The 5,025-nt window shown below is 68.6% G+C and carries 5 protein-coding genes; 3 read left to right on the plus strand and 2 right to left on the minus strand.

The genetic code is table 11. The annotated features are described in order from the left end of the window. Positions 1-11: 11 nt before the first annotated feature. On the minus strand, positions 12-275 hold the full coding sequence (locus tag AB4Y75_RS16630; protein ID WP_441436990.1) for a WXG100 family type VII secretion target: 264 nt from the start codon (positions 273-275) through the stop codon (positions 12-14). A 557-nt stretch (positions 276-832) separates the two neighbouring features. Between AB4Y75_RS16630 and AB4Y75_RS16635 the strand changes: the two genes are divergently transcribed. The 3 genes from AB4Y75_RS16635 to AB4Y75_RS16645 are packed head-to-tail and all read left to right on the plus strand — an operon-like array spanning position 833 to position 4,276. After that, positions 833-2,431 (plus strand): circularly permuted type 2 ATP-grasp protein, encoded by a 1,599-nt coding sequence (locus AB4Y75_RS16635; RefSeq protein ID WP_441436991.1) that lies wholly within the window; start codon positions 833-835, stop codon positions 2,429-2,431. A gap of 52 nt (positions 2,432-2,483) precedes the next feature. Continuing rightward, entirely contained in the window at positions 2,484-3,410 is a 927-nt protein-coding gene (locus tag AB4Y75_RS16640; protein WP_441436992.1) for an alpha-E domain-containing protein, read from the plus strand. Continuing rightward, a complete protein-coding gene (locus AB4Y75_RS16645; protein WP_441436993.1) occupies positions 3,407-4,276 on the plus strand; it encodes a transglutaminase family protein in 870 nt (289 codons plus the stop codon). The genes AB4Y75_RS16640 and AB4Y75_RS16645 overlap by 4 nt, the downstream gene beginning before the upstream one ends. Before the next feature lie 136 nt (positions 4,277-4,412). Here AB4Y75_RS16645 and AB4Y75_RS16650 read toward each other — a convergent pair whose 3' ends face one another. Continuing rightward, positions 4,413-4,676, minus strand: coding sequence for a hypothetical protein (locus tag AB4Y75_RS16650; RefSeq protein ID WP_441436994.1), 264 nt, complete (start codon positions 4,674-4,676; stop codon positions 4,413-4,415). Positions 4,677-5,025: the final 349 nt, after the last annotated feature.

A 5,025-nucleotide genomic window follows, 5' to 3' on the forward strand; every position in this document is an offset into this window, starting at 1 on the left:
GGGTGGGCCGCTTAGTGGGAAGCGGTTTCCTGTTCCTGGGCGTTCTTGGCGGCGTTCTTGCCGGCGGTGCGCAGTGCTTCGGCGACCTTGTTCAGGGCCGGCACGTGCTGGGACTGCCATTCGTTCTTGAACTTGTCCGCGTCCGGGCCGGTCCACTGCACGCCGTTGAGTGCGCTGGTGAGCTGGTTGCGCTGCTCGTCGATGGTCTGTGCGCCTGCTTCGAGCTTCTTACCCAGTGCGCGAAGCTGCTGGACGTCTGCACCCCAAACTGCCATTTTCCTACTCCTTTGTTGTGATGGATCCGAACTGTGCCGGGTTCCCATGTCAGTGGTATTCCGTTGTGGGCTCCCGGCTCACCTCCCTGGCGGGTGGTGGTTCGTTTCCGTGAACCTCTGAGAACAAACTATCCAATGATTGGACGAGCCGTCGATGGGTAGTGCTCCCCATGAACCTCTCCCCATGCCGAAAACCCCGGAATTCCGGGGTTTTTAGCCCGAATCCATGGTTGTCATGGACGGAAAACAGCACGCCGTGACGGGGTTGCGGCTCCCGCCCGGCAGTAGGAGCGCCGCCCGGCCGCCCGGCGTCGTGCGTTCCACGCCGGTGACCGCCGCGCCGCACGGCCCCACGTCACATTCCTGCGAATAAGCCGCCGGTCCCGTGGCACCCGGCGCGCCCAGGCCACCCGGTCACCCGGGGCTTGGTGCTCTGACCGGCCAGGACACCTGGGCGAAACACCCCGGACATGGTGTGGTGACTGCTGGAAATCCGCCTGACACATCCCGGTGGGAAGCTCTGTTTCCTCAGCTTCACCGCGGTCTTTGGAGGGGTCATGCCGGCATCATCATCGGATCTGTTCGCCAGCTATTCAGGGGCCTTGGCCACGTCGAAAGCCTTCGACGAGATGTTCCTCCCGGCCGCGGCCGGCGGGGGCGCAGGGACCGCGGGTCTCACCGCGCGCGGCTCGTACAGCCAGCTGACCCGGGTTCTCGAGGGACTCACCCCGGACGACATCGCCGCCCGCGCGGAAGCCATGGCCCGCACGTTCCTGGACCGCGGCGTCACCTTCGACTTCGCGGGGGAGGAGCGGCCGTTCCCGCTGGACATCGTCCCCCGGGTCATCGACGCGCAGGAATGGCAGGGTCTGGAACGGGGCGTGGCCCAGCGAGTGCGAGCCTTGGAGGCTTTTCTCAACGATGTCTATGGCGCCCAGGACGCCGTGCGCGACGGCGTGCTGCCCCGCAAGCTGATCACCTCCAGTAAGCACTTCCACCGGCAGGTCCACGGCTTCCGGCCGGCGGGCGGCGTCCGGGTGCACGTGTCCGGGATCGACATCGTCCGCGACGGCGGGGGCACCCTGCGGGTCCTGGAGGACAATGTGCGCGTCCCGTCCGGGGTCAGCTACGTCCTGGAGAACCGGCGTGCGATGGCCAAGGCCCTGCCGGAAGTGTTCAGCCAGCAGTCCATCCGGCCCGTGGAGGAGTACCCGCGGCGTCTGCTCTCGGCCCTGCGGAAGACCGCTCCCGAGGGGGTGGAGGACCCCACGGTCGTCGTCCTGACGCCGGGCATCTTCAACTCCGCCTACTTCGAGCACACCCTCCTGGCGGGGCTGATGGGCGTGGAACTCGTGGAAGGCCGGGACCTCACCTGCCGGGGGAACCAGGTGTTCATGCGGACCACGTCCGGGGAGCAGCGCGTGGACGTGATCTACAAACGGCTCGACGACGAATTCCTGGACCCCCTGCAGTTCCGGGCCGACTCCATGCTCGGCTGCCCCGGCCTGGTGAACGCGGCCCGGGCCGGTGGGGTGACGATCGCCAACGCCGTGGGCAATGGCGTGGCCGATGACAAGCTCATCTACTCCTACGTCCCCGACCTCATCCGGTACTACCTGGGCGAGGACCCGATCCTGGCCAATGTCGACACCTTCCGCCTGGAAGAGGACGCCGCCCGCGAAGAGGTCCTGGACCGCCTGCCGGAGCTGGTGGTCAAGCCCGTGGACGGTTCGGGCGGCAAGGGCCTGGTGATCGGGCCCGACGCCAGCCGGGAGGAGCTCGACACCCTCCGCCGCCAGCTCATCGAGGACCCGCGCGGCTGGATCGCCCAGCCCGTCCTTCAGCTGAGCACCGTCCCCACGCTGCACCGTGAGCGGTTCAGCCCCCGCCATGTGGATCTGCGTCCGTTCGCGGTCAACGACGGCGAGGACGTCTGGGTGCTGCCCGGTGGCTTGACGCGGGTGGCGCTCAAGGAGGGCAGCCTGGTGGTCAACTCCAGCCAGGGCGGCGGGTCCAAGGACACCTGGGTTCTGGGCGAGGAGACGGGTTCCGTGGACGCCGTGCCGCCGCGAAGGCTGTTCGGGCACAGTGCACGCACCAGCGTGTGGCCCGTGGAGACCAGCTGGCGTGACTCCCAGGCGGGGCAGCAGCAATGAGTGCCGCGCGCCGTCGTCAATCCCGTCCCGCACCGTACGTCAGGAGGATGCCATGCTGAGCCGGATCGCCGAGTCCCTGTTCTGGATCGGACGCTATGTGGAACGCGCGGATGGCACCGCGCGCATCCTGGACGTCCATCTGGAGCGGCTGAACCACCTCCCACCGGAGCAACAGCAGCAGGTGGCCCGGGACCTTTTGCAGGTGATGGGGTCGCCCCTGGACCGGCAGGACATCACCCTGCCAGAACTGCTGCGGGTTCTGGCCTACGACCGGTCGAGCCCCACGTCGATCGCCGGGGCGCTGGGCGCCGCGCGGGAGAACGCCCGCCGGGCCCGTGAAACCGTGTCCACGAGCCTCTGGGAATGCCTCAACACGACGTATTTCGGGCTCAGCCGGCACCGCGAGGACGTGGCCGGGACGTACCGCTTCTGCCAATGGGTGATCGAGCGGGCCGCCACCACGAGCGGCCTGACGGACAGCACCATGAGCCACGACGACAGCTGGCTGTTCATGGTCCTGGGCCGCTCCCTGGAACGCGCGGACATGACCGCCCGGATGCTCGCCACCTGCGACGCCAACCCGGCGGGTGTGTCCTGGGTGAACATGCTGCGCTGCGCCGGGGCGTACGAGTCGTTCCTGCGCACCCGCCGTGCGGCGTTCGATGACCGCAACGCGGCCGAGTTCCTCCTCATGGACCGGCAGTTCCCGCGCTCGATCGTCTATTCGCTCAAAAACGCGGACGAGGCCCTGGCCCTGCTGGAACCCAGCGACCGGCGCTCCGGGATGTTCAACGACGCCCGGCGGATCGTCGGGCAGGCCAGGACGTTCCTGGAGTTCCACCGCAGCGAGAACCTGATGGACGAGCTGCCGGAGCACATGGAACGCATCCAGCGCTCCGTCGCGCGGGCCTCGGAGGAGATCGCCCGCAGGTACTACAGCGCCCGCGAGGAGCAGGCATGGGTGGGAGAACTGTCATGACACGTCTGAAGATCGTGCACCGCACCGGGTACACCTACAACAAGCCCGTGCTGGTCAGTTACAACGAAGCGCGGATGACCCCGCCCACGGAGCCCGGCCAGACGGTCCTGGGATCGCGCGTGGCCGTGGAGAGCTCCGGCGCCACGCAAGCCAGGTACGCCGACTACTGGGGCACCCAGGTGACCACGTTCGAGGTCCACGAACCCCATGAGCGGCTGGACGTGGTGGCCACCGCCACGGTGGACGTGAACCGTGAACAGGCTTCCGCGCGCGACGGCGACCCGCTGGGCTGGGCGGAGCTGGCCGGAAGCGCGGTGCAGGACGGCTTCAGCGACCACCTGCCGCAGACCAGGCTCTCCTCGCCGGGCGAGGGGGCGGTGGAGCTGGTGGCCGCGCTCGCGGCCCGGCCGTCACCCCGGGCCGCAGCGGAGGAGGTGTTCTCCCGACTGCGGAACGAGATGACCTACATGCCCGGCAGCACCGGCGTGCACACGGATGCCGCGCAGGCGTGGGAACAGCGTCAGGGGGTCTGCCAGGATCTGGCGCATCTGGCCATCGGCTGCCTCAGGAGCCTCGGCATCCCCGCGCGGTACGTCTCCGGGTACCTGCACCCGCAGGCGGAGGCCGACCCGGGCCAGACGGTGGCGGGGCAGTCGCACGCCTGGCTTGAATGGTGGGACGGCGCCTGGCACAGCTGGGACCCGACCAACCACAAGGCCGCCGGTGACTTCCACGTGGTGGTGGCGCGGGGCCGGGACTACCGGGACGTGGCGCCGCTCAAGGGCATCCTGTCCGGCGGCGGGGGTTCCCGTCTGGAGGTCTCCGTCGACATGACGTGGCTGACCTGGGATTCGGTGCGGGCGTAAGCTGCGCTGCCGGGCGGCGCTGGCGCGAGTCCGCCGTCGCCGCCCGTCCCGCCGTCGCCGGTTCCGCCGCGAGGGAACAGGTGGTGCCCTCTTCGCGCTGTTTTGAGGGCGCGACGTGTTCCCTCGTGGTGGCTCGTCAGCGGGACGCCTGCTCCTGCTCGTTGGCGTTCCGGGCGGCGTTGGTGCCGGCCACGCTCAGGGCGTGGGCGGCGTTCGACAGCGCCGGAGCGTGCGTGGAGTCCCATTCGGAGCGGAACTTCTCCGCGTCCGGACCCATCCACTGCGTGCTGTTCAGGCTTGAGGAGAGGGTGGTGCGCTGGTCATTCAGCACATCGGCGCCCTTCTGCATCTTCTTGCCCAGAGTCCTGAGCTGCTCCACATTCGCGCCCCATACGGCCATGACGTTCTCCTTGTTGTGATGCCCGGGGGCTGTCGCGGCCGGGTGATCCTGCGATCACGGTACGCAGTCCCGGCCCCGGAGTCGATGGGCAGTGCTCCCCATGCTCTCAACCTGCCGCGAGGGAGCAGGTGGTGCCCTTGTGGGTGGGTTTTAGGGGTGTGAGGTGTTCTTTCGCGGTGGGGGTGGGTCTCAATGCTTGGTTAAATGCCCGACGGCGGGCTCCCCGTGTGTGGGGTGCCCGCCGTGGGTGTGGTCCAGGTTTCCCCACGGTGGGTGGGGTGGGCCGCTTAGTGGGAAGCGGTTTCCTGTTCCTGGGCGTTCTTGGCGGCGTTCTTGCCGGCGGTGCGCA

The sequence above is a fragment of the Arthrobacter sp. RAF14 genome (assembly GCF_052114185.1).
Classification (GTDB): Bacteria; Actinomycetota; Actinomycetes; order Actinomycetales; family Micrococcaceae; genus Arthrobacter_E.

Coding starts and splice junctions, on each gene's coding strand:
- AB4Y75_RS16630 (WP_441436990.1), bottom strand. CDS start 275: ATGGCAGTTTGGGGTGCAGACGTCCAGCAGCTTCGCGCACTGGGTAAG.
- AB4Y75_RS16635 (WP_441436991.1), top strand. CDS start 833: ATGCCGGCATCATCATCGGATCTGTTCGCCAGCTATTCAGGGGCCTTG.
- AB4Y75_RS16640 (WP_441436992.1), top strand. CDS start 2,484: ATGCTGAGCCGGATCGCCGAGTCCCTGTTCTGGATCGGACGCTATGTG.
- AB4Y75_RS16645 (WP_441436993.1), top strand. CDS start 3,407: ATGACACGTCTGAAGATCGTGCACCGCACCGGGTACACCTACAACAAG.
- AB4Y75_RS16650 (WP_441436994.1), bottom strand. CDS start 4,676: ATGGCCGTATGGGGCGCGAATGTGGAGCAGCTCAGGACTCTGGGCAAG.